Below are 22,622 nucleotides of genomic sequence, written 5' to 3' on the forward strand. Positions count from 1 at the left end.
CGATACAGGAAATGCAGGCTTTTGGAAAGGCACGGGATGGAGAGCGACCTGACCACCATCCGCAACATCGGCCCCGCCACCGCGCAGGCGCTGATCGCGGCCGGCGTGCCGGACGCGGCGGCGCTGCGGGCGATGGGGGCGGACGCGGCCTATCGCGCCTTGATGGACGCCGGAGAGCGTCCGCATTTCATCGGATATTACGTGCTGCACATGGCGCTGCAGGGGCGGCCCTGGAACGACTGCAAGGGCGCCGAAAAGGCCGCCCTGCGCGCGCGGTTCGACGCGCTGGTGGCCGAGCGTCGCCCGATGACGGCGCTGGAGGCGGCGCTGGACCAGATCGGCCTGCGCCGCCCCTGACGGCCTACTGACCGGCGTTCTTGGTTTCGAACATCAGCCCCTTGGCGCTGCGCTCGGGAAAGCCCGGCCAATAGCTGTGGGTCGCATCTGGCGTGCCCGCGTCATCGACCGACCAGACCCCGTCCTCGGCATCGGGCACCAGGTCCAGGAAGGCGCCGCGATCCTCGCCCTTCAGGTGCTGGTCCAGGAAGGCCGTGGTGAAATGCTGCAGGACGTTGTTCATTCGCACGCTGTCCCAGACCGGATCGGCGTAATGGTCGAAGGGCGCGCGGCCCAGGGATTCCGAGAAGGCCCAGGCCTCGACCGGGGCGGGGATCGGGGCAGCGGCGTTGTGGTTGGCATGATCGAAGGTCAGAAGGTGCCGTGTCGCCGCGGTCGTCTGGTCGAAGATCTGCCGGATCGCGTCATAGATCGACACGTCGTCATCGCTGCCCGCGACCAGCAGCAGCGGCTTGGTCATGCCGGCCAGCCCGTCCGCGTCCCAGAACTCGTGCTGGCGGCCCCAGGGGGCGATGGCCACGATGGCCTTGACGCGCGGATCGACCAGGGCGGCGTGATCCTCGCTGCCCGCGGCCAGCCGGGACAGCAGCTTCTGCGGCGGGATGAAGCGTTCGGGCTCGGTCCGGTCGATGGCGGTCTGCGACAGGCCCGCGCCGCCAAAGATCATCGCGCCGTATCCGCCCATGGAATAGCCCACGACGGCCGCCGTGTCGGCATCGGTGATCGCGCCGATCTCGTCCTCCAGCCCGGCCATGCTGTCCAGCAGGAACCGCTGGTCCACCGCCCGGTTCACCAGGGTCGAGGCAAACGCCCCCATGTCGTCGTACGTGCTGTCGGGATGGTCTGCGGCGACAACGACGTATCCCTTGGAGGCCAAGTTCTCGGCCAGGTGGCTCATCAGATAGCGGTTGCCGGGATAGCCGTGCGACAGGATGACCAGCGGGAAAGACCCCTCGGCCGGCGCCGCGTCGCGGGCGGCGCTGCCGGACAGGGTGGTGGGCGTGACCCCGTCGCGCAGGATCGTGTCATAGGTGGTGCCGGGTTCGGTGCCGTCGGCCGCAGGATACCAGATCTCTGCCTGCAGGGTGCGTTCCGCGGTGGGGGGCGTGCCCGTGGCGGTGGTCGCGATCACGTCGATGCGGTCGGGGTCGGTGAAGCTGGCGGCGCGCACGCCGACCGGATGCGGGCCGCGCGCGGCCAGTTCCGGCGCGTCGGGGCGGATCAGGTCGATGCGGTTTTCGGACAGGGCGGGGGCGGCGCAGGCCAGGGTGGCGGCAGCGGCCAGCATCAGGTGTCTCATGGGGGCTCCTCCGGCGGTTCGGGCGAACTGTGCCCCGGTTGCACGATCTGCACAAGCGTCCCCCATTGAACGCCGCCCGGCGCCCGGCTAGCCTGCCCCCAAGATCCGGCAAGGAGACCGACCATGACCACCCCGCAAAGCTGGGAAGCACGCGCCGACGAATACTCGCTGTACGGCTTCACCGACCTGCCAAGCGTCCACAAGCGCGGCGCCGTCGTCCTGACCCATGGCGAGGGCCCCTATGTCGTCGACGTGAACGGCAACCGCTATCTGGACGCCAATTCGGGCCTGTGGAACATGGTCGCGGGCTTCGACCACAAGGGCCTGGCCCAGGCCGCCAAGGATCAGTACGACCGCTTTCCGGGCTATCACGCGTTCTTCGGGCGGATGTCCGACCAGACCGTGATGCTGTCCGAGAAGCTGGTCGAGGTGTCGCCGTTTTCGCGTGGCAAGGTGTTCTACACGAACTCGGGCTCTGAGGCGAACGACACCATGGTCAAGATGCTGTGGTTCATGCATGCCAGCGAGGGCAATCCGCAAAAGCGCAAGATCCTGACGCGCTGGAACGCCTATCACGGCGTGACCGCCGTGTCGGCCAGCATGACGGGCAAGCCCTATAACGAGGTGTTCGGCCTGCCTCTGCCGGGCTTCATCCACCTGACCTGCCCGCACTACTGGCGTTTCGGAGAGGAGGGAGAGACCGAGGCGGCGTTCACGCAGCGCCTGGCGCGCGAGCTGGACGAGACGATCCAGCGCGAGGGCGCGGACACCATCGCGGGCTTTTTCGCGGAACCCGTGCAGGGTGCGGGCGGGGTCATTCCGCCGTCCGAGGGGTATTTCCAGGCAATCCTGCCGGTGCTGAAAAAGCACGGCATCCCGATGATCGCGGACGAGGTGATCACCGGGTTCGGACGTACGGGCAACACCTGGGGGTCGGTGACCTATGATTTCGTCCCCGACGCGATCATCAGCTCCAAGAACCTGACGGCGGGGCTGTTCCCGATGGGCGCGGTGATCCTGGGGCCGGAACTGACCGACCGCCTGCAGGCCGCCATCGACAAGATCGAGGAGTTCCCGCACGGTTTCACCGCGTCGGGCCACCCGGTGGGCTGCGCGATCGCGCTGAAGGCCATCGACGTGGTGATGAACGAGGGGCTGGCGCAGAACGTCATCGACCTGGCTCCGCGCTTCGAGGACGGGTTGCGGCAGCTGGCGCAGAACCCGAATATCGGCGAATATCGCGGCGTGGGCTTCATGTGGGCGCTGGAGGCGGTGCGCGACAAGGCGACCAAGACGCCCTTCGAGGGGCATCTGTCGGTCAGCGAGCGGATTGCCAACACGTGCACCGACATGGGCCTGATCTGTCGCCCCCTGGGGCAGTCGATCGTGCTGTGCCCGCCCTTCATCCTGACGCCCGCGCAGATGGACGAGATGTTCGAGAAGCTGGACAAGGCCTTGGGCAAGGTCTTTGCCGAGCTGGCCTGAGCGAGGGGCGGGGATGGGTTTCGGAAAGATCGCCGGATGATACCCGCACGCTATGCCCCGATCCTGTTCGGCTTCTTCCTGTCGGGGCTGATGTCGTCGCTGGTGTCGGGGATCGCCACGGTCCGGGCGGTGGGTCTGTCCGACGGGGTCGCGGGGCTGTGGCTGGGGAACTGGCTGTCCAGCTGGGCGGTGGCCTTTCCGGCGGTGCTGGTGGTGGCCCCGGTGACGCGGCATCTGGTCGCGCGACTGACGCGGGCCTGACGACGACCCTGTCGGCGGTTGCGCATGGCGCGGGGTTCGCCTGCGGGTCGTAAGAACCTGTCCGGACGACCGTGCGCGGCGATCGCGCCCCGGGCCGCGGGCCCGTGCTATCGCGACAGCCGCATCGGTTGACCCGTGGTAACCTGCGGTCCATCCGCGGTCATGCGGATCGCGACGGCGCCGCTGCGGCGGAGGCGTGTCGGGTCCAGCAGCAGGCACCGTGGCGTGCCGTCGATGTCGACGGGTTCGGTCGCGACCACGATGCGATCGGGACGACAGGCGGCGGCGGCGCGGGCCCCCGACCCCTTTCCGGTCAGGTGCCAGACCTGCCAGCCGCCGGACAGGGCTGCCAGCCGGTCGCGGCGGTCGCCGGTCCAGGCGGGGCGGGCGGCGGCGGTTTCCTGGTCGGCCATGTCGCCGTCCTCCTGCAGCCAGGTCGAGACGACGAAGGCGCCGCCAGAGGGCTTCGAGATGGCGCGGCCCTCGGGGGTCATCAGGCCCACGGCCTCGCCCTCCGGCGCGATCAGCAGCAGCGGGCGGCGGGCAGTCATCCACTGCGCGGCGGTGGCGATCAGCAGCGTCATCGCCAGCACGAAGCCTGCCTGCGTCAGCACCCCACGCCGCGCCGCGGGGCGCCAGCAGAGGATGCCCAGCACCGCGCCAAAGCCAATCAGCGGCACCACGGCGGCGGGCGGCTTGGCCACACCGGTCACCGCCCCGCCCAGATCGGCCACGAATCGCGCGACCCACAGCATCCATTCCGTGCCGATGCCCATGACCCACAGGGCCGGCGCCTCCATGCCGACCAGGGCCAGGACGGCGCCGATGACGCCAGCGGGCATCACCAGCGTGCCCATGACCGGCACCGCCAGCAGGTTCGCCAGCAGACCGTATTGCGCCATGCGGTTGAAATGCGCCGCGGCGATGGGCGATGTCGCCACGGCGGCGATCAGCGACGACACGATCAGCATCGCCACCGGGCGCAGCCACCATGGCAGGCGCGGGGACACCCGCGCCCAGGGGCCATAGACCAGGATCAGGGCCACGGTGGCGGCAAAGCTCATCTGGAAGCCGGCGCTGACGACGGCCTCGGGCGAGTAGATCAGCACGATGGTCGCGGCCAGGGCGACCGTGCGCAGGGAAATTGCCCGCCTGTCGGCGATGATCGCGCCCAGCATGACGGCGACCATGATGAACGACCGTTCGGTCGCGACCCCGCCGCCGGACAGCCACAGATAGGCCGCCGCCGCCGCCAGCGCGATGCCGGCCGCCCATTTGTGCATCGGTCGCGCCAAGCCGATCCCCGCGCCCTGCACCCCCACCAGGACCATGCGCACCGCGCCATAGACGAAGGCCGCCAGCATTCCCATGTGCAGCCCCGAGATCGAGATGATGTGGTAGAGGTTCGAGGCGCGCATCACTTCGTTCGTCTCCTCGGCGATGCCGGAGCGGTCGCCGGTCATCAGGGCGGATGCCACGGCCCCGGCCTGTCCGCCGATGCGGTCCTGGATCGCGGCGCTGATCGACATGCGCGCCCGGTGCGCCCACCATACGCCCCCCTGCGGCGGCGCCACGGCCATGATCGGCGTGCGCGAATAGCCGACGGCGCCCAGGCCGTCGAACCATGCGAACATCCGAAAATCGAAGCTGCCCGGGGACGACGGGGCGGGGGGCGGGCCCAGATGCCCGGTCAGCATCACCCGCTGGCCCAGGGGCGGCAATGCGTCGTCGCCCATCAGCGACAGGCGCACCCGCGCGGGCGTGCGGTCGGGCGACAGGTCATGCAGCACGACCCCGTCCAGCGTCAGGCGCATCCGGTCGCGCCCCGACCGGTCGATCTGGATCACCCGCCCCTCGACCGGGCCGTAATAGCGCCATTCCAAGACCGGGGCCGCGACATGCGCGGCGCGGAACGCGACCAGGCCGGTGCCGGCGATCACGAAGGACAGCGCCAGCGCGGCCAGATGGACGGCATCGGCCTGCGGCCAGTCGATCCGGCCTCGGTCGGCCCAGAGGGGCGCGTGGCGTGCTATGGTCAGCGACAGCGCCAGCAGGCAGGCCATCACCGTCCAATGGGCCGCGCCGAACAGCGTCGGATGCAGGAACCACAGCCCGATCCCGGCGGACAGGCAGACCGGCACCCAGGGAAACAGTCCCGCGCGCAGCGCCGCGGCGGGGCGCGGGGCGGCCACAGGGCGGGTTGCGGTCTGGGGCAGGGGAGGCGCGACCGCACCCGATTGGGGCAACATCCTTGTCCTTTCGCGACCCGGTGACTATCACTTGGCCGCAAGATGGCACGGGGATGCTTACCAAAGCGTTAACGCCGTGCCGCGCCAGACCCTGCCCGAAGGCCGCCATGACCCAGATCGTTACCCGTTTTGCCCCCTCTCCCACCGGATACCTGCATGTGGGCGGCGCCCGGACGGCGCTGTTCAACTGGCTGTTCGCGCGGGGGCGGGGCGGCAAGTTCCTGTTGCGGATCGAGGATACCGACCGCGCCCGGTCAACCCCCGAGGCCACCGCGGCAATCCTGAAGGGCCTGACCTGGCTGGGCCTGGACTGGGACGGCGAACCCGTCAGCCAGTTCGAACGCAAGGACCGCCATGCCGAGGTCGCCCGCCAGATGCTGGAGCGGGGCTCGGCCTACAAGTGCTTCTCCACCACCGACGAGATCGCGGCCTGGCGCGAGGCGAACCCGCGCCAGCCCTTCCTCAGCCCCTGGCGCGATGCGACCGACCTGCCCGACGCGCCCCATGCGATCCGCCTCAGGGCGCCGCGCGACGGCGAGACGGTGATCGACGATCAGGTGCAGGGCGCGGTGCGCGTGGCCAACGACCAGCTGGACGACATGGTGCTGCTGCGCAGCGACGGCACGCCCACCTATATGCTGGCCGTGGTGGTGGACGATCACGACATGGGCGTGACCCATGTGATCCGGGGCGACGACCACCTGACCAACACCGCCCGCCAGATCCAGATCATCGACGCGATGGGCTGGCCGCGCCCGACCTATGCCCATATCCCGCTGATCCACGGAGAGGACGGCAAGAAGCTGTCCAAGCGTCACGGCGCTGTCGGCCTGCACGAATTCGCGGCCTTGGGCTATCCGCCGGCGGCGATGCGCAACTATCTGGCGCGGCTTGGCTGGAGCCATGGCGACGACGAGCTGTTCGACGATGCCCAGGCCCGCGCCTGGTTCGGGCTGGAGGGGATCGGGCGCGCGCCCGCGCGTCTGGACTTCAAGAAGCTTGAGCATGTCAGCGGGCACCATATCGGTCAAATGCAAGACGATCAGGTGCTGGCCGCGCTGGAGGATTATCTGCGCGAGACCGGCGCCCCCGCGCTGACCGCGACGCAACGTCAGCGCATCCTGGGCGCGATGGCGGCCTTGAAGGAAAAGGCGAAAACCCTGCCTGCGCTGCTGGACCAGGCGCGCTTCGCGATGATCGACCGGCCCGTCGCGGTCGACGAGAAGTCGGCCGAGGCGCTGGATACGGTATCCCGTGGTATGCTGAAATCATTGACTGCCGCAGTGCAGAATGCTAGCTGGAGCCGAGACGATCTGGAGGGGGCGGCCAAGGCGGTCGCAGAGCAGAACGGCGTCGGACTGGGCAAGATCGCGGGGCCGTTGCGCGCCGCCCTGGCCGGGACCAGCGCAACCCCCAGTGTGTTCGACATGATGACTGCGCTTGGCCGCGAGGAGACGCTGGCCCGGCTGCAGGACCAGACCGATTTGGCAGGCTGAAGCCTGCCCTTACATGCCAGGGCTGTCTGACGGGTTTACGCGGCGGACCGCCCGGCCTTAGCCGGAAGGACGCCTTCGCATGGCCGACAAGACCGCTAAACTGCATCTGAACGGGCAGGATTACGACCTGCCGATCCTGTCCCCGACCAAGGGGCCGGATGTCCTGGACATCCGCAAGCTCTATGGCCAGGCGGACGTCTTCACCTATGACCCCGGCTTTACCTCGACCGCCAGCTGCGATTCGACGATCACCTTCATCGACGGCGACAAGGGCGAGCTGTGGTATCGCGGCTATCCGATCGAGCAGCTGGCCGCCAAGTCCTGCTATCTGGAGGTCTGCTATCTGCTGCTGTACGGCGAGCTGCCGACCGAGGTGCAGATGGACGATTTCCGCGCCCGCGTCACGCGCCACACGATGGTGCACGAGCAGATGCACAACTTCTTCCGCGGCTTCCGTCGCGATGCGCATCCGATGGCGACCATGGTCGGCGTCGTGGGAGCCATGTCCGCCTTCTATCACGACTCGACCGACGTGAACGACGAATGGCAGCGCGAGGTCGCGGCGATCCGCCTGATCGCCAAGCTGCCCACGATCGCGGCGATGGCCTATAAATACTCGATCGGCCAGCCCTTCGTCTATCCGCAGAACGACCTGGATTACGCGTCGAACTTCCTGAACATGTGCTTTTCGGTCCCGGCCGAGAAATACGAGGTGAACCCGGCCCTGGCCCGCGCCATGGACCGCATCTTCACCCTGCATGCCGATCACGAGCAGAACGCGTCCACCTCGACCGTGCGCCTGGCGGGATCATCGGGGGCGAACCCGTTTGCCTGCATCGCGGCGGGCATCGCCTGCCTGTGGGGTCCCGCCCATGGCGGCGCCAACCAGGCCTGCCTGGAGATGCTGCGCGAGATCGGCACCGTCGACCGGATCCCGGAATACATCGCCAAGGCGAAGGACAAGTCCGACCCGTTCAAGCTGATGGGGTTCGGCCACCGGGTCTACAAGAACTTCGACCCGCGCGCGACGGTCATGAAGGAATCGGCCGACGAGGTCCTGGACCTGCTGGGCGTGGGCGACAACCCGACGCTGCAGGTCGCCAAGGAGCTGGAGAAGATCGCGCTGGAGGACGAGTACTTCATCGAGAAGAAGCTGTACCCCAACGTCGATTTCTATTCGGGCATCATCCTGGAGGCGATGGGCTTCCCCACGTCGATGTTCACGCCGATCTTCGCGCTGTCGCGCACGGTGGGCTGGATCGCGCAGTGGAAAGAGATGATCGGCGATCCGCAGAACAAGATCGGCCGTCCGCGCCAGCTGTATGTCGGCAGCGACCGCCGCGACTATGTGGACCTGAAGGCGCGCTGAGCGTCCTGGCAGGTCAGGCATGGGGGTCCCTTCGGGGGCCCCTTTTTCGTGGTTGCGCGGGGGGACGCGCGGTGGCAAGGGACCGGACATGAGCGAGATCGAACAGACAGGCGCCACCCGGCTGGCGCTGGTGACGGGGGCCTCTCGGGGGCTTGGGGCGGCGCTGGCCGAAGGGCTGGCGGCGCAGGGCTATCACGTGCTGGCGGTCGCGCGGACCGTGGGCGCGCTGGAGGAGCTGGACGACCGCATCCGTGCGGCCGGTGGCCAGGCGACACTGGCGCCGATGGACGTGACCGAACCCGAGGCGATGAAGCAGATGACCCAGGCCATCGCCGGCCGGTGGGGCGGGCTGGACCTGTGGGCGCATTGCGCGGTTCATGCGGCGCCGATGTCGCCGGCGCCCCATATCGAGGGGCGCGACTGGTCCAAGTCCATGCTGGTCAATGTCGAGGTCACCCGCGGCCTGATCGCCATGCTGGAGCCGCTGCTGCGCCAGCGCCGGGGAACGGCGCTGTTCTTTGACGATGCGCGGGGCGGGCAGAAGTTCTTTGGCGCCTATGGCGCGTCCAAGGCCGCGCAGATCGCGTTGGCGCGCAGCTGGCAGGCCGAGACGGTGCAGACCGGCCCGCGGGTGCTGATCGATTCGCCGGCGCCCATGCCGACCGCGGTCCGTGCGCGGTTCCATCCGGGCGAGGATCGCGGCGCGCTGGCACCGTGCAGGGACGAGGCGGCGCGCATCCTGTCGCTGTTGTGAGGTTTGCGTCCCGCGGCGGCGCGGGGGGCTGCCTGCCCCCCCGCACCCCCCGGATGTCACACCTGGCCGAGCGGTTCGGTCGCCTCCGTCAGCCAGTCCAGGTCCTGTCCCTGAAGATCGGGCGACAGGCTGATCCGAACCTGGGCGTGATAGGCGTCCAGCCAGGCGACATCGTCGGCCGACAGCGCGGCGCGGTCGATCAGGCGGCGGTCGATGGGGCATAGCGTCAGCGTGTCGAAGCCCAGCATCTGGCGGCCCGGTTCGGCATCGGCCTGGGTCACGACGATCAGATTCTCGATCCGGATGCCGAAGCTGCCTTCGCGGTAGTAGCCGGGCTCGTTCGACAGGATCATGCCGGGTTCCAGCGGCACGTCGCTGACGCGGCTGATCCGCGCCGGGCCTTCATGCACGCAAAGTGCCGCGCCGACGCCGTGGCCGGTGCCGTGATCGTAGTCCAGACCCTGCGACCACAGGAACTGACGCGCCAGGGCGTCCAGATGCCCCCCGGTCACGCCGGTCGGAAAGCGCGCCCGCGACAGGGCGATCATGCCGCGCAGCACTGCGGTGAAGGGCCCGACCGCGTCCGGGCGCGGATCGCCCAAGGGCACGGTGCGGGTGATATCGGTGGTGCCGTCGGCGTATTGGCCGCCGGAATCGATCAGCAGCAGGTCGCCCGCGGCCAGCCGACGGTTGGTCGCCTCGGTCACGCGGTAATGGACGATGGCGCCGTTCGGACCGGCGCCCATGATCGTGTCGAAGCTGATGTCGAGGATGCCCTGATCACGGCGCAGCCCCTCCAGTTGGCGGACCACGTCGATCTCGGACAGGGCGGCGGGGTCCTGACGGTCTAGCCATGCCAACAGGCGCACCATGGCCAGCCCGTCACGGTGATGGGCGCTGCGCATGCCCGAAAGCTCTGCCGCGTTCTTGCGGGCCTTGGGCAGGACGGCGGGGTCGGGGCCTGCGACGACGGTGGTGCCCGCGGTCTCCAGGATGCGGAACGCGGCCTCGGGCGCGGAGCCGGGATCGAGGCGCACGGGGCCTTCGAGGTCGGTCAGCGCCGCAGCCAGCGCATCATGCGGCAAAATGTGGACATGATTGCCCAGATGCGCCCGCAGGTCGGCGTCGAACTTGGCCGGGTCCGCGAACAGCGCCAGATCGCCGCTGTCCGACAGCACCGCAAAGGATTGCACCACCGGGTTCTTGGGCAGGTCGCTGCCGCGGATGTTCAGCAGCCAGGATATCGAATCGGGCAGCGTCAGCAGCGCCGCTGCCTGGCCCTGCGCCTTGAGATCGGTGGCCAGGCGGGCGCGTTTCTGCGCCGCGCTCTCTCCGGCGATGGCGTCGGGGTGGATGCGGGCAGGGCCCACGGGCGGGGCGGGGCGGTCGGGCCAGATCGCGTCGACCGGATTGTGGTCCAGCGCGATCAGGGCGATGCCGGTGTCGGTCAGCGCGCCCTCCATCCCGGCGATCTCCTTGCGGGTGTGCAGCCAAGGGTCGAAACCCACGCGCCCGCCCTGCGGCAAGGCCTCGGCCAGCCAGGCGGAGGGACGAGTCTCGGGCCAGGGCACCGGGGTGAAATGACCAAGGTCGATCTGGCTGCGCACCTGCACGCGATAGCGGCCGTCGATGAAGACGCCCGCCTGGTCAGCCGTCACGATCGCGAATCCTGCGCTGCCGGTGAACCCGGTCAGCCAGGCCAGTCGGGCGTCGGCATCGGCCACGTATTCGCCCTGATGCACATCGGCCCGCGGCACGATGACCGCGTCCAGCTGTTCGCGGGCCATCAACTGGCGGAGGGCGGTCAGGCGGGCGGCATGATCGCCACCGCCCGCCGGGTCGTCGAAGGTCTGAAAGCTCACAGCGCGATGGCCTCCATCACCTTGGGTTCGATCACGTTGACGCCGGACAGGGCGTCAATCAGCACCTGCGCCGACTGTTCCAGCAGGGGGAAGGTCTTGTAATGGCAGGGGATCACGGTCTTAAAGTCGAAATAGCGCTTGGCCGCATAGGCCGCGCGCGACATGTCCATGGTGAAATGCCCGCCCGCGCAAAGGATGCCGATGTCTGGCTTGTGCAGGTCGCCCATCCATTCCATGTCGGCCATGATGTCGGTGTCGCCCGAGACATAGATCACATGCCCGTCGCCCGCGATCATGTAACCCGATTCGTGGCCCGCATAGACAGGACCGTCCGGCCCGCTGATCGAGCTGGAATGCGTCGCGTTGACCATCGTCACCTGCGCGCCACCCAGATCGACCGTGCCGCCCTTGTTGAAGCCGATGCCCTCGATCTTGTCGGTCTTTTCCCAATGGCCGATCAGGTCGAAGATGCCCACGACGGGGATCTTCAGCTCCTTGGCAAGGGCCAGCGTGTCGCCGGTATGATCGCCATGGCCGTGGGTGATCAGGATATGCGTGGCGCCGTCGATGGCCTCGGCGCGCCGGTCGTCGGGAAAGACGGGGTTTCCGCTGAACCAAGGGTCGATCAGGATCACGGCCTGTTCGATCTGCAGACGAAAGCCGGAATGGCCAAGCCAGGTCAGTTTCATGGGGTCTCCTTCGCGCTGTCGCGGCAGGTTAGCGGCCGCGTCCGGTCGTGACCAGAACCCCCGGCGGGGTCAAAGGTTGCCGGTCGCGGGTGCCGCATCGTCCAGGCGAAGGCGCAGGCGTTCCCGCCCGCCCCAGGTCGACAGCTCCAGCTTGCCGGCCAGGTGGAACCGCCGCCCCTTGGCGCCGATCAGGCCGGGACCAAGCGGGCCGTCCATCGCGCCCCAGGCCACGGCCTCCATCGGGGGGCTGCCGGGGCTGCGGAACTGCAGGCGCAGGTGGCGGTCGCCCATGGTCGCGGCGCTGTCGATCAGCTGGTCGGAAAACGCAAAGCGCGGCGCGGGGGCGGCCTGCCCGAAGGGACCGGCATCCTCCAGCATGCGGTACATGGGCGCGGTGGCACCCGACGGCTCCAAGAGGCCCGAAATGCGCAGGTCGCCCGACCCGGTGCGGCCCGCCAGATCGCGGGCGATCAGTTCGGCCAAGCGGTCCATCGCGGCGGGGATCTTTGCCTCCTCGACGGTCAGGCCTGCGGCCATGGTGTGCCCGCCGCCCTTCAGCAGCAGACCCTCATGCGCCAGACGCTGGATCGCGCGGCCCAGATCGACGCCGGGGACCGACCGGGCGCTGCCCTTGCCGATGCCGTGATCGACCCCGATCACCACGGATGGCAGATCGGTCGCCTCCTTGACGCGGGCGGCGACGATGCCGACCACGCCCGGATGCCAGCCCGCGCCCGCGGCCCAGGACAGGCGCGCATCGCCCCGCGCCTCGACCTGGGACAGGGCCTCCAGGCGGACGGCGGCCTCGATCGCGCGGCGGTCGTTGTTCAGCGCGTCCAGCTGACGGGCCAGCTGATCGGCCTGCGACGCGTCGCGGCAGGACAGGCACAGTGCGCCCAGATCGGCGCGACCCACGCGCCCGCCCGCATTGATGCGCGGCCCCAGCAGAAAGCCCAGGTGGAACGCGCTTGGCGCGCCGTCCAGCCGGGCGATGTCGGACAGCGCGACCAGACCCGCCCGCTGCCTGCGCGCCATCACGGCCAGACCCTGGCGGACAAAGGCGCGGTTGACGCCGACCAGCGGCGCGACATCGGCGACCGTGGCCAGCGCGACCAGATCCAGCATCGCCATCAGGTCGGGCTGCGGCAGGCCCCGCTGGCGCAGCACGCGACCGGCCTGAACCAGCGTCAGGAACACCACGCCCGCGGCGCACAGATGGCCCAGGGCGCCGTCCTCGTCCATGCGGTTGGGGTTCACGACCGCCAGCGCGGGGGGCAGGGTCTCTCCGCCCAGGTGGTGGTCCAGGACGATCACGTCGCAGCCCGCAGCGGCGGCCAGCGCGTCATGGGACAGCGTCCCGCAGTCGACGCAGACGATCAGGTCATGCGCCGCCGCCAGCGCGGTCATGGCGGGGACGTTGGGGCCATAGCCCTCGTCGATCCGGTCGGGGATATAAAGCGTCGCCTGACGCCCGTGCTGGTGCAGCCAGTCGATCAGCAGGGCGGCCGACGATCCGCCGTCGACATCGTAATCGGCAAAGATCGCGATGCGCTGGCCGTTGACGGCGGCATCGACCAGCCGTTCGGCGGCGACGTCCATGTCGCGCAAGGTCAGCGGGTCGGGCAGCAGGTCGCGCAGCTTGGGCGTCAGGAACCCGGCCGCCTCGGCGGGCGGCACGCCGCGTTCGGCCAGCACGCGGGCCACCGGCAGGGGCAGGGCCGCCTGCTGGGCCAGCCCTTCGGCCAGCCGTTCCAGATCGGCGGGCGGTCCGATCCACCGCCGCCCGGTCAACGAGCTGTCGATGCCCAGAAATGCCGTCATGTGTCTTCTTTGTCCAAGGGCCCCGGGGTCGTCCCGGGACGGGACAGGGGGGCGCGGGGCCCCCCTTACCTCACTTCACCGGGTTGCGATAGGTCATGCGCCGCACCGATCCGGTCTTGGACCGCATCAGGATGGTCTCGGTCGTCAGGTATCCCGGCTCGCGCTTGACGCCGGCGACGATCGAGCCGTCGGTGACGCCGGTCGCGGCAAAGATCACGTCGTCGGTGACCAGGTCGTCGCGGGCATAGATGCGGTCCAGGTCAGTGATCCCGGCCTTCTTCGCGCGTCCGCGTTCGTCGTCGTTACGGAACATCAGGCGTCCCCATATCTGCCCGCCCATGCATTTCAGCGCGGCCGCGGCTAGGACGCCCTCGGGCGCGCCGCCCGAACCCATGTACATGTCGATGCCGGTCAGCTCGGCCTCGGCGCAGTGGATCACGCCGGCCACGTCGCCGTCGGTGATCAGGCGGATCGCGGCGCCGGTCTGGCGAACCTCGGCGATCATCTCCTCATGGCGCGGACGCTCCAGGATACAGACGGTGATGTCGCCGTCCTCGCAGCCGCGGGCGCGGGCCAGGGCGCGCACGCGTTCGGACGGGCTCATGTCCAGGCCGACGACGTCCTTGGGATAACCCGGCCCCACGGCCAGCTTGTCCATATAGACGTCGGGCGCGTGCAGCAGCGTGCCGCGCGGCGCCATCGCGATGACGGTCAGCGCGTTCGGCATGTCCTTGGCGGTCAGGGTGGTGCCTTCCAGCGGGTCCAGCGCGATGTCCACCTCGGGGCCCTCGCCGGTGCCGACCTCCTCGCCGATGAACAGCATCGGCGCCTCGTCGCGCTCGCCCTCGCCGATGACGACGACGCCCTTGATGTCCAGCATGTTCAGCTGGTCGCGCATCGCGTTCACCGCGGCCTGGTCGGCGGCCTTCTCGTCGCCGCGGCCGATCAGCCGGGCCGAGGCATGGGCCGCCGCCTCGCTGACGCGGGCCAGGCCCAGGGACAGCATCCTGTCGTTGAAATCCTTCGGCGCGGTCATGTCCCTCATCCCTTCGTGCTGCAGGTTGGGGGCTTTCTAGGGGGCGGGGCAGGGGGCAGCAAGCCTGACGGCGCTAACGGTCCGGGCTTTCCGACAGTTCCAGCGCCAGCGCGTGGATCCGCGGCACGATGTCGCCCAGGGTCGCATGGACCAGGCGGTGCTGCTGGATCCGCGTCAGTCCGGCAAAGGCCGGGCTGGCCATGCGAATGCGGAAATGGCTTTCGCCCCCGTCGCGAAAGCCTGCATGGCCGCGATGATCCTCGCTTTCGTCCAGCACCTGCAGGGTTGTGGGCTGCAGGGCTGCCAGCCGTTCGGTCATCTGGTCCGCGATCATCCGCATATCCTTTCCGTCAAGGGGTTTCATGTCCCGTCAGATAGCCTAAACTGCCCGCCTTGAGTCGCAAAGGTGCCCCAGGATGAGCAAGAACGACCCGTTCGGTTTCGACATTTCCGCCGCCAAGGACAAGAAGCGCAAGACCAAAGGGCGGCGCGGCATGTCGGGGGCGTTCGAGACCTCGACCCGCACCTGCGAGCGCGAGGGATGCGACGAGCCGGGCCAGTATCGCGCGCCCAAGAACCCGCGCAACCTGGACGACTATTTCTGGTTCTGCAAAGAGCATGTCCGCGACTACAACGCGAACTGGAACTACTTCCAAGGCCAGTCCGAGGAGGAGTTCCAGCAGTTCATCGACAATGCGACGGTCTGGGAACGCCCCACCAAGCCCTTCGGTCGCGCCGCGGCCGAGGACAAGTGGGCCCGCCACGGCGTCAGCGACCCGCTGGAGATCTTGGGCGCGAACGGCACCGCGCCGGAATCGCGCGCGCAGTCCAGCGCGCGCAAGCTGCCGCCCACTGAACGCCGCGCTCTGGACATCCTGGAGGCCAAGGATCACTGGACCCGCGCCGAGATCCGCAAGCAGTACAAGTCGCTGGTCAAGGACCTGCACCCCGACATGAACGGCGGCGACCGTTCCGACGAGGATCGCCTGTCCGAGGTGGTCTGGGCCTGGGATCAGATCAAGGAAAGCCGGTTCATCCGCGACTAGGGTCGCCAGGCGGACAGCGTCAGGCCGCGCGCCCTCGGCGGCGCGGCCACAGGGCCAGGCCCAGAACCAGCAGCAGCAGCGTCACGACCGGCACGTTCCCGACCGCCAGCCACGGCGTCGCGGGCAGCGCGCCGGGCAGCGCCGCGTCGATCTTGCCGGGCTGGTTCAGGGGCAGGCTGGCCAGGATGCGCCCGCGGGCGTCCACCACCGCGCTGACCCCCGTATTCGCGGCGCGCACCAGCGGCAGCCCCGTCTCGATCGCGCGCAGGCGGGCTTGGTCCAGATGCTGGTACGGGCCCGACAAGGTGCCGAACCATGCGTCGTTGGTGGCCTGCAGCAGCCAGCCGGGGCGCTGGTCCAGATGGCGCAGGTGCTGGGGAAAGATCGCCTCATAGCAGATCAGCGGCTGAAAGTCGGGGACGCCCGGCGCGGACATGATCTGCGGTCCGGGACCGGCGGAATAGCCGTTGCCCTGCCGCGCGGCAAAGGCGCCGATGCCCAGATGGGCCAGCGCGTCGCCCCAGGGGACGTATTCGCCGAACGGCACCAGATGGAACTTGTCATAGACCTGGGTGACCTCTCCGCCCGGCACGACGGTCGCAAGACTGTTGAAGAAGCGGCTGCCCTCGCGGCGCTGGATGCCCATGACCAAAGGCGCGCCCGCGGCCTGGGACATCATCGGCAGGACCGCGTCGGCATCCTCCAGCAGGAAGTTCACGGCCGTCTCGGGCCAGATGACCAGATCGCGGGGGCCGGGTTCGGCGGACAGGTCCAGCAGGCGCTGGAAGAAAACCGTGGACCATTCGGGGTCCCACTTCAGGTGCTGCGCCGCATCGGGCTGCACGATCCGCAGGGTCACGGGCCGGTCGGCGGGCATCGGTGCGGCCAGCCGCATCGTCCCCGCGATCCACGGGCCTGCCAGCAGGGCCGCGGCCAGGGCTGTCGCCATCACCGCGCGCCCGCGCAACAGGACCGGCACTGCGGCCAGCGCCATCGTCAGCGTGCCAAGGCCCAGGGCCCCGGTCCACGCGGCCATCTGGGCGACGGGCGTGTCGATCCATGCGTGGCCGATCTGGGCCCAGGGGAAGCCGGTGAAGATCCAGCCCCGCAGCCAGTCCGACAGGACCAGTGCCGCAGCGATCGCCGTGGCCTGCGCAGCGGGACCACGGGCCAGACGCGCGGCCGCGCCGGCCGGCACCGCCCAGAACAGGGCACCCCCAAGCGCCATCAGGATCAGCGCAAAGGGCGCCATCCAGCCGTGGCGGGCAATGTCGACCAGGAAGGGTTCGGTGATCCAGGACAGCGACAGGGCGAACCAGCCAAAGCCCGCGGCCAGCACGTGCCAGAACACGGCGGCGGCGGGCAGGGGGGACAGCCGCCAGATCAGCGCGGCCATCGCCAGCGGCGTCGCGGCCCAGATGCCCAGGGGTGCAAGGCCCAGGGCGGCGATCAGGCCCAGGGCCAGATCGGGCAGAAGACTGCGCAGGGGCGGACGGCCCCCGCGCAGTCGGGATAGCGGGCGAGGCGTGCCGCGCATCAGGCCTGCGCGTCAGCGTCCTTGGGCTGCGCGTCGGCGTCGGCCTTCTCGCGGCGGGTGCGCTTGGGCTTTTCCGGCGCGTCCGTCGCGGCATCGGCGGCGGGCGCATCGGCGGTCGCGGCCTTGCGGCGACGGGTGGGCTTGGGCGCATCGACCGAGGCTTCGGCGGGCGCCTCTGCCACATCGGTGGCGGGTTTGCGGCTGCGCGTCCGCTTGGGCTTGGGCGCTGTCTCCTCGACCGGCTCGGCGGCGGGGGCGTCGGTTTCGGCCGTCTCGGCCTTCTTGCGGCCGCGGGTGCGCTTGGGCTTGGGTTCCGCGGCGGGTTCGACCGCCGGTGCCTCTGCCTGAACGGGCGCTTCAGCCACGGGCTGCGCGTCCTGCACGGCATCGGCCGGTACGGTCTCGGGCTGCAGGGCCTCGGGCTGGGCTTCGACGGGGGCTTCGGTCGCCGTCTCGGCCTGCGCCTTGCCGCGACCGCGGCCGCGCGACCGGCGTGCGGGCTTGGGGGCGGGATCGGCGGCGGGGGCCTCTGCCACGGTCTCGGTCGGGGTGTCGTCCGACAGGCCGACGCTGCGCAGTTCGACCAGCATGAACTGGGGGATGTGATCGCCCATGCCCATCACCTGTGACCCGCGGTTGTCCTGATCGCGACCACGGCGTCCGTCGCGACGGTCATCCCGGCGGTCGTCACGACGATCCTCGCGGCGTTCGTCCTTGCGGGTCTCCTCGCGGCGCGGCTGCTCGGCGCGGGCTTCGGGTTCGGGGCGGGGTTCAGGCTGCACTTTGGGCTCCATGCGGGCCTCCGGTTCGGCTGCGGTCGCGACGGGTGCGGGGGGCGCTGCGGCTTCCGCCTCGGGGCGGGGTTCGTCGCGACGGCGGCGACGGCCGCGTTCGCGCGATCCGCCCTTGCGATCCTCCGTGGCGTTGCCTTCGGCCTTGCGGTCGTCGCGCGCAGGTGCGTCGCCACCGGCAAATCCTGCCGGCGCCTCGACCCGCGGCAGCGAGGATTTCAGCAACTGCTCGATCGCGGCCAGATACTTGTCGTCGGACGGCACGGCGATGCTGATCGAGGTGCCAAGACGGCCCGCGCGGCCGGTGCGCCCGATGCGGTGGACATAGTCCTCGGCGTGGCTGGGCAGGTCATAGTTGAAGACGTGGCTGACCGCCGGGATGTCCAGGCCGCGCGCCGCGACGTCGGACGCGATCAGCAGGCGCAGCTTGCCGTCGCGGAACGATTCCAGCGTGCGGGTCCGCTGGCTCTGGTCCAGGTCACCGTGAATCGGGGCCGCGTCGTATCCGTATTTCGCCAGCGACTTGGCGACGATGTCGACGTCCGTCTTGCGGTTGCAGAAGACGATGGCGTTGGTCAGCCCCTCGCCCTCGGCGTCGATCAGGGCGCGCAGCAGGTCGCGCTTCTGCTTGGCGGCCATGTCGCGGCGGGTGGGGGTTAGCTGGATCAGGCGCTGCGTGATCGTCTCGCTGGCCGAGGCCTGGCGCGCGACCTCGACCCGTTCGGGCGAGTGCAGGAAGGTGTTGGTGATCCGCTCGATCTCGGGGGCCATGGTGGCGCTGAAGAACAGCGTCTGGCGGGTGAAGGGCGTCAGCTGGAAGATGCGCTCGATATCGGGGATGAAGCCCATGTCCAGCATGCGGTCGGCCTCGTCGACGACCATGATCTGAACGCCGGTCAGCAGCAGCTTGCCACGCTCGACATGGTCCAGCAGGCGGCCCGGGGTGGCGATCAGCACGTCCACGCCGCGGTCGATCAGCTTGTCCTGTTCGCCGAAGCTGACGCCGCCGATCAGCAGCGCCTTGGTCAGGCGGGTGTGCTTGGCATAGGTGTCGAAATTCTCGGCCACCTGGGCGGCCAGTTCACGCGTGGGGCACAGCACAAGGCTGCGCGGCATGCGCGCGCGGGCCCGGCCACGGCCGAGCAGCGTGATCATCGGCAGGGTGAAGCTGGCGGTCTTGCCGGTTCCGGTCTGCGCGATCCCCAGCACGTCGCGGCCTTCCAGGGCGGGCGGGATCGCCCCCTGCTGGATGGGCGTCGGCGTCTCGTAGCCGGCTTCCAGCACGGCCTGCAGCACTTTGGGGTCCAGCTTCAGATCAGAGAACTTGGTCATTCGGGGCTTTCCATTAAGCCGCGCCCGTTCTGGCGCGATGCGTTCCAAGCCGCGCGCCCGTCTGGCGCAGTGGCGGCTAAGTTGGGACGCAAACACGGACGCCCCGCCTTGATGCCTGCCGGATGCAGGCCCGCATCGCGTAGACCAAAGGCGCTGCCGCGTCAATCTTTTGCGTCGTCCGTCCCGCCGGCGGGGCGGTGGCGCGGGGCTTTCGGTTGACCTCTCCCCGTCCGAAAGGGTAACCCCCGGGGGTCAATCAGGAAGCCCATGATGAACCTTTTCACCGATTTGCGCGGCGTCGTCGTCGAGGCGCTGGACCAGATGGCCGCCGCAGGAGAGCTGCCCGCAGGCCTGGATACCGCCAATGTCACGGTCGAACCGCCCCGCGACCCGGCGCATGGCGACATGGCAACCAATGCCGCGATGGTGCTGGCCAAGCCCGCCGGCATGAAGCCGCGCGAGATCGCCGACCGCCTGGCCGCGCGCCTGACCGACCCCCGCATCAGCGCGGCCGAGGTCGCGGGCCCCGGTTTCCTGAACCTGCGCCTGTCTCCGGTGGTCTGGCAGGGCGTGATCCGGTCGGCCCTGCAGGCCGGCACCGAATTCGGGCGGTCCGACCTTGGGGCGAATGCCAAGGTCAACGTCGAATTCGTCAGCGCCAACCCCACCGGTCCGATGCATGTGGGCCATGTCCGCGGCGCGGTCTTCGGCGATGCGCTGGCGCGGCTGCTGGCGTTTTCCGGCCATGACGTCACGCGCGAATACTATATCAATGACGGCGGCGCGCAGGTCGACGTGCTGGCCCGCTCGGCATACGAGCGCTATCGCGAGGCGAACGGGCTGGAGCCCGAGATCCGCGAGGGGCTGTATCCCGGCGACTATCTGATCCCCGTCGGAGAGGCGCTGAAGGCCAAGTACGGCGACAGCCTGCTGGACCGCCCCGAGGCCGAATGGCTGGAGGAGATCCGCGAATTCGCGACGCAGGCGATGATGGAGCAGATCCGCGGCGACCTGGCGATCCTGGGCGTCGAGATGGACGTCTATTCCAGCGAGAAGGCGCTGTACGGCACCGGGCGGATCGAGGATGCGATCGCGCGCCTGGACACGCAGGGCCTGATCTATCGCGGCGTGCTGGAGCCGCCGAAAGGCAAGCTGCCCGAGGACTGGGAGGCGCGCGAGCAGCTGCTGTTCCGGTCCAGCGCGCATGGCGACGACGTGGACCGGCCGATCCAGAAGTCGGACGGGGCCTGGACCTATTTCGCGCCCGACATCGCCTATCACTGGGACAAGATCGACCGCGGCTTCGATCAGTTGATCGACGTCTTCGGCGCCGATCACGGCGGCTATGTCAAGCGGATGAACGCGGCGGTCAAGGCGCTGTCGAACGGCCGCGTGCCGCTGGACGTCAAGCTGATCCAGCTGGTCAAGCTGTACAAGAACGGCGAGCCGTTCAAGATGTCCAAGCGCGCCGGCACCTTCGTAACCCTGCGCGACGTGGTCGAGGAGGCGGGGGCCGACGTCACGCGCTTCATCATGCTGACGCGCAAGAACGACGCGGCGCTGGATTTCGATTTTGCCCGCGTGCTGGAGCAGTCCAAGGACAACCCGGTCTGGTACGTCCAGTATGCCAGCGCCCGCGTCCATTCCGTGCTGCGCCGCGCGACCGAGGCCGGGATCGCGGTCGACGATTCGACCCTGGCGGATGCCGATCTGTCCGTCCTGTCCCACCCGGCCGAGCTGGAGCTGGCCCGCAAGGTCGCCGAATGGCCGCGCCTGGTCGAGAACGCGGCCCGCGCGCACGAGCCCCATCGCGTGGCGTTCTTCCTGTATGAACTGGCATCCGACCTGCATTCGCTGTGGAATCGCGGCAATGACGACATGTCGCTGCGATTCATCCAGGATGGCGACGCGGTCACAAGCCAAGGAAAAATTGCGCTGGTCCGGGCGGTTGGCGTTGTTATTTCATCTGGTCTCGCTATTCTGGGCGTCACTCCGGCGGAAGAAATGCGCTGACCGAATGCGTCGCCGTCGGGGAAGGCTGAGAGCAGGCAAAAGTTAATCCGGGGCAACCGGCGGGCAGGCGAACATGGCAGTGATGGACTTCCGCGAAGGCGGCTACGTTTTCTCGCGTCACAAGGTGAAGCGCGAATTCTCTTACGATCAGAACGGACAGCCGGCGGCAGCTGCCGGTCAGGCACAGCACCCCGGGCAGGCCGACGGCCTGCCGGCGCGGCTGGCGCGGGTGACCCATTACATGGGCGCGGTCGCATCGGTGGCGCTGATGGTCGGGTTGATGGCCTGGGGCTGGCAGCTGGTGTCGCGCGACGTGTCGGGCGTGCCCGTCATCCGCGCCGTCCAGGGCGAGGCCCGCACCACCGCCGAGGATCCGGGCGGTCAGCTGACCAACCATACCGGACTGGCCGTGAATTCGGTCGCCGGTGGGCAGGTCCTGTCGCCGACCGAGCAGGTCGCGATCGCGCCGGCGCCGGTGGACCTGTCCGCCGATGACGTCGCCATGGGAGAGTTGGGCGCCATCGCCCGCGAACCCTCGAACCCGTCGGAGACGCCGCTGACCTTCGCGGGCGAGCCCATCGTGCCGCTGTCCGACAGCGAGGCCCGCGCCCTGGCCGAGGCCGAGGCGGCCGCCGCCGCCGAACGCGCCCTGGCCGATCACGCCGTCAACCAGGCCGCGATCATCGACGCCCCCGCCAGCGAGGGTGCGGTGACCGAGGTCGTCACCGACGAGAACGGCCTTCCTGCACAGTCCGCAGCCATCGCCGAGGCGCTGGCCCAGGCCCAGGCCGAGGCGAACCCCGCCGTGGTCGTCGCATCGGCCCGCCCCACGCCGCGCCCCCGCGTGACGCAGGTTGCCGCGGCACCCGCACCCGTCGCCGCGCAGACCGCCCTGGCCCAGGCCCCGGCGCCGGCCCCCGACCGTCCCGCGGCAGCACCCACGCCGGCCCCGGCACCCGCCGCAGCGCGCAGCGCCAGCGGTCCCGTCGTGCAGGTCGGCGCGTTCGACAGCGACTCCATCGCCAATGGCGAGTGGCAGCGGCTGGCGGGACGCAATGGCGGCCTGTTCTCGGGCAAGTCGCCGGTTATCCAGGAACATCAGTCGAACGGCCGCACCTTCTGGCGGCTGCGGGTCGCGGGCTTTGATTCGCTGTCCGAGGCGCGGCAGTTCTGTTCCGCGCTGCAATCCTCGGGGACCGACTGCCTGGCGCTTGGCGGCTGAGG

General features: G+C 69.4%; 17 protein-coding genes and 1 pseudogene. 9 read left to right on the forward strand and 9 right to left on the reverse strand.

The annotated features are described in order from the left end of the window. Positions 1-36: 36 nt before the first annotated feature. Positions 37-357: a TfoX/Sxy family protein gene (locus tag EOJ32_RS05065; protein ID WP_045981775.1), complete on the forward strand. Its 321-nt coding sequence runs from the start codon at positions 37-39 to the stop codon at positions 355-357. A gap of 4 nt (positions 358-361) precedes the next feature. Here EOJ32_RS05065 and EOJ32_RS05070 read toward each other — a convergent pair whose 3' ends face one another. Further along, positions 362-1,657, reverse strand: a complete 1,296-nt coding sequence (locus EOJ32_RS05070; protein WP_127897899.1) for an alpha/beta fold hydrolase — start codon at positions 1,655-1,657, stop codon at positions 362-364. A gap of 123 nt (positions 1,658-1,780) precedes the next feature. Here EOJ32_RS05070 and EOJ32_RS05075 point away from each other — a divergent pair, with 123 nt between their 5' ends. Then, positions 1,781-3,142 (forward strand): aminotransferase, encoded by a 1,362-nt coding sequence (locus tag EOJ32_RS05075; protein WP_045981777.1) that lies wholly within the window; start codon positions 1,781-1,783, stop codon positions 3,140-3,142. A gap of 36 nt (positions 3,143-3,178) precedes the next feature. Beyond that, positions 3,179-3,403 (forward strand): DUF2798 domain-containing protein, encoded by a 225-nt coding sequence (locus EOJ32_RS05080; protein ID WP_046000050.1) that lies wholly within the window; start codon positions 3,179-3,181, stop codon positions 3,401-3,403. Positions 3,404-3,510: 107 nt separating this feature from the next. Here the strand turns inward: EOJ32_RS05080 and EOJ32_RS05085 are convergent, their stop codons facing one another. Next, positions 3,511-5,652: a ComEC/Rec2 family competence protein gene (locus EOJ32_RS05085; RefSeq protein WP_127897900.1), complete on the reverse strand. Its 2,142-nt coding sequence runs from the start codon at positions 5,650-5,652 to the stop codon at positions 3,511-3,513. A gap of 107 nt (positions 5,653-5,759) precedes the next feature. On the opposite strand from EOJ32_RS05085, the gene gltX reads away from it, so the two are divergent. The 3 genes from gltX (at position 5,760) to EOJ32_RS05100 (ending at position 9,271) form a co-directional block, all read left to right on the forward strand. Then, positions 5,760-7,148 carry a glutamate--tRNA ligase gene (gltX, locus tag EOJ32_RS05090; protein ID WP_127897901.1) on the forward strand — a complete coding sequence of 463 codons (1,389 nt, stop codon included), beginning with the start codon at positions 5,760-5,762 and terminating at the stop codon, positions 7,146-7,148. 79 nt (positions 7,149-7,227) lie between these two features. Further along, positions 7,228-8,517, forward strand: coding sequence for a citrate synthase (locus tag EOJ32_RS05095; protein ID WP_127897902.1), 1,290 nt, complete (start codon positions 7,228-7,230; stop codon positions 8,515-8,517). An 88-nt stretch (positions 8,518-8,605) separates the two neighbouring features. Then, the gene (locus EOJ32_RS05100) at positions 8,606-9,271 is read left to right on the forward strand and encodes an SDR family oxidoreductase (protein ID WP_046000053.1); all 666 of its coding nucleotides are present in this window, start codon (positions 8,606-8,608) and stop codon (positions 9,269-9,271) included. 56 nt (positions 9,272-9,327) lie between these two features. Here the strand turns inward: EOJ32_RS05100 and EOJ32_RS05105 are convergent, their stop codons facing one another. The 5 genes from EOJ32_RS05105 to EOJ32_RS05125 all read right to left on the reverse strand — a co-directional run bounded on the left by EOJ32_RS05105 (position 9,328) and on the right by EOJ32_RS05125 (position 15,013). After that, on the reverse strand, positions 9,328-11,133 hold the full coding sequence (locus EOJ32_RS05105; RefSeq protein ID WP_240542498.1) for an aminopeptidase P family protein: 1,806 nt from the start codon (positions 11,131-11,133) through the stop codon (positions 9,328-9,330). After that, positions 11,130-11,822, reverse strand: coding sequence for a metal-dependent hydrolase (locus tag EOJ32_RS05110; RefSeq protein ID WP_127897903.1), 693 nt, complete (start codon positions 11,820-11,822; stop codon positions 11,130-11,132). The genes EOJ32_RS05105 and EOJ32_RS05110 overlap by 4 nt, the downstream gene beginning before the upstream one ends. A gap of 69 nt (positions 11,823-11,891) precedes the next feature. Further along, positions 11,892-13,643: a single-stranded-DNA-specific exonuclease RecJ gene (gene recJ, locus EOJ32_RS05115; RefSeq protein WP_127897904.1), complete on the reverse strand. Its 1,752-nt coding sequence runs from the start codon at positions 13,641-13,643 to the stop codon at positions 11,892-11,894. A 70-nt stretch (positions 13,644-13,713) separates the two neighbouring features. Then, entirely contained in the window at positions 13,714-14,679 is a 966-nt protein-coding gene (glpX, locus tag EOJ32_RS05120) for a class II fructose-bisphosphatase (protein ID WP_127897905.1), read from the reverse strand. 73 nt (positions 14,680-14,752) lie between these two features. Continuing rightward, positions 14,753-15,013 (reverse strand): BolA family transcriptional regulator, encoded by a 261-nt coding sequence (locus tag EOJ32_RS05125; RefSeq protein WP_045981785.1) that lies wholly within the window; start codon positions 15,011-15,013, stop codon positions 14,753-14,755. An 82-nt stretch (positions 15,014-15,095) separates the two neighbouring features. Here EOJ32_RS05125 and EOJ32_RS05130 point away from each other — a divergent pair, with 82 nt between their 5' ends. Further along, positions 15,096-15,725, forward strand: a complete 630-nt coding sequence (locus tag EOJ32_RS05130) for a J domain-containing protein (protein ID WP_046000058.1) — start codon at positions 15,096-15,098, stop codon at positions 15,723-15,725. Between the two features lie 19 nt (positions 15,726-15,744). Here the strand turns inward: EOJ32_RS05130 and lnt are convergent, their stop codons facing one another. Together lnt and EOJ32_RS05140 are read right to left on the reverse strand one after the other, a co-directional pair. Next, positions 15,745-17,262, reverse strand: coding sequence for an apolipoprotein N-acyltransferase (gene lnt / locus EOJ32_RS05135; RefSeq protein WP_127897906.1), 1,518 nt, complete (start codon positions 17,260-17,262; stop codon positions 15,745-15,747). A gap of 572 nt (positions 17,263-17,834) precedes the next feature. Continuing rightward, a pseudogene (locus tag EOJ32_RS05140) lies at positions 17,835-19,385 on the reverse strand (DEAD/DEAH box helicase); the annotation flags it as partial. Between the two features lie 270 nt (positions 19,386-19,655). Between EOJ32_RS05140 and argS the strand changes: the two are divergent. Continuing rightward, positions 19,656-21,398 (forward strand): arginine--tRNA ligase, encoded by a 1,743-nt coding sequence (gene argS / locus EOJ32_RS05145; protein WP_045981793.1) that lies wholly within the window; start codon positions 19,656-19,658, stop codon positions 21,396-21,398. Positions 21,399-21,471: 73 nt separating this feature from the next. Further along, positions 21,472-22,620, forward strand: coding sequence for an SPOR domain-containing protein (locus EOJ32_RS05150; protein ID WP_127897908.1), 1,149 nt, complete (start codon positions 21,472-21,474; stop codon positions 22,618-22,620). Positions 22,621-22,622: the final 2 nt, after the last annotated feature.

Origin of the sequence: Paracoccus sp. Arc7-R13 (genome assembly GCF_004010775.1) — a bacterium.
GTDB lineage: Bacteria > Pseudomonadota > Alphaproteobacteria > Rhodobacterales > Rhodobacteraceae > Paracoccus > Paracoccus marcusii.

What these genes read in the sequence shown, in the direction of transcription:
- EOJ32_RS05075 (WP_045981777.1), top strand. Translation starts at nt 1,781, where the DNA reads ATGACCACCCCGCAAAGCTGGGAAGCACGCGCCGACGAATACTCGCTG.
- recJ (WP_127897904.1), bottom strand. Translation starts at nt 13,643, where the DNA reads ATGACGGCATTTCTGGGCATCGACAGCTCGTTGACCGGGCGGCGGTGG.
- EOJ32_RS05085 (WP_127897900.1), bottom strand. Translation starts at nt 5,652, where the DNA reads ATGTTGCCCCAATCGGGTGCGGTCGCGCCTCCCCTGCCCCAGACCGCA.
- EOJ32_RS05150 (WP_127897908.1), top strand. Translation starts at nt 21,472, where the DNA reads ATGGCAGTGATGGACTTCCGCGAAGGCGGCTACGTTTTCTCGCGTCAC.
- EOJ32_RS05070 (WP_127897899.1), bottom strand. Translation starts at nt 1,657, where the DNA reads ATGAGACACCTGATGCTGGCCGCTGCCGCCACCCTGGCCTGCGCCGCC.
- EOJ32_RS05100 (WP_046000053.1), top strand. Translation starts at nt 8,606, where the DNA reads ATGAGCGAGATCGAACAGACAGGCGCCACCCGGCTGGCGCTGGTGACG.
- glpX (WP_127897905.1), bottom strand. Translation starts at nt 14,679, where the DNA reads ATGACCGCGCCGAAGGATTTCAACGACAGGATGCTGTCCCTGGGCCTG.
- EOJ32_RS05125 (WP_045981785.1), bottom strand. Translation starts at nt 15,013, where the DNA reads ATGATCGCGGACCAGATGACCGAACGGCTGGCAGCCCTGCAGCCCACA.
- EOJ32_RS05095 (WP_127897902.1), top strand. Translation starts at nt 7,228, where the DNA reads ATGGCCGACAAGACCGCTAAACTGCATCTGAACGGGCAGGATTACGAC.
- EOJ32_RS05110 (WP_127897903.1), bottom strand. Translation starts at nt 11,822, where the DNA reads ATGAAACTGACCTGGCTTGGCCATTCCGGCTTTCGTCTGCAGATCGAA.
- EOJ32_RS05080 (WP_046000050.1), top strand. Translation starts at nt 3,179, where the DNA reads ATGATACCCGCACGCTATGCCCCGATCCTGTTCGGCTTCTTCCTGTCG.
- gltX (WP_127897901.1), top strand. Translation starts at nt 5,760, where the DNA reads ATGACCCAGATCGTTACCCGTTTTGCCCCCTCTCCCACCGGATACCTG.
- argS (WP_045981793.1), top strand. Translation starts at nt 19,656, where the DNA reads ATGAACCTTTTCACCGATTTGCGCGGCGTCGTCGTCGAGGCGCTGGAC.
- lnt (WP_127897906.1), bottom strand. Translation starts at nt 17,262, where the DNA reads ATGCGCGGCACGCCTCGCCCGCTATCCCGACTGCGCGGGGGCCGTCCG.
- EOJ32_RS05130 (WP_046000058.1), top strand. Translation starts at nt 15,096, where the DNA reads ATGAGCAAGAACGACCCGTTCGGTTTCGACATTTCCGCCGCCAAGGAC.
- EOJ32_RS05065 (WP_045981775.1), top strand. Translation starts at nt 37, where the DNA reads ATGGAGAGCGACCTGACCACCATCCGCAACATCGGCCCCGCCACCGCG.